The sequence below is a fragment of the Aestuarium sp. genome (genome assembly GCF_023253315.1).
Lineage (GTDB): Bacteria > Pseudomonadota > Alphaproteobacteria > Rhodobacterales > Rhodobacteraceae > Marivivens > Marivivens donghaensis.
Genome location: NZ_JALRGW010000181.1, coordinates 1 through 603 on the forward strand (window position 1 = coordinate 1; position 603 = coordinate 603).

1 protein-coding gene is annotated in these 603 nt (G+C 46.6%); it reads right to left on the bottom strand.

Annotated features, from left to right (window positions below; translation table 11 throughout):
- Positions 1-483 (bottom strand): hypothetical protein (locus tag AC1QQ2_RS14905; RefSeq protein WP_479713733.1); only part of this gene is annotated, 483 nt, incomplete at its 3' end.
- Between the last annotated feature and the right edge of the window lie 120 nt (positions 484-603).

A 603-nucleotide genomic window follows, 5' to 3' on the forward strand; every position in this document is an offset into this window, starting at 1 on the left:
AGAACGACGACACTTGGTATAAATCTGTCCCATACATCGTGGGTCCGCTTCACAGGCCGCCTGATGGATAAACAGCCTACGCTGGAACTCCAGATAGCTTGGATAGCCTATGTCAATCTTGCTCCACTGCAGGAACATATAGTGGTGTCCCGTAATGTATGTTGGAACACCGTTATTGTAGAACCATACGCCATTGCGTCGTCTTTGAAACTCCTGCTCAATGTAGGGGCTGTATTTCTGCTGGAACTCTTTTGGCGCAGCGTACCAGTCGTCCATCGTCTTGATTCCGCCCAGTTCTTTTGGCAATTCGTGGCGATGCCAACGTTGGTCTTTCTTTGGTAGGTCGTGGAAGAGTATGTTTTTCTTAGTTGGCTTCTTGGGTAGTTGTATCTTCAGAAAGGCAACCTCAATGATTTCGCCCTCTGTGTCGTCAACACATATATTGACAACCGTATCCCCATCTGTCAACTTAAGACCTGACATTATTTCTTACTGAATTTCTCAGCGAAGCCGCTTTTATAATCTCGCTCTTGCTCTATCTCTCCGTTGTTATGCATATCGGAGACCAGCTGATGCAGCTTCTGCCGTTCAACAATCAACTCC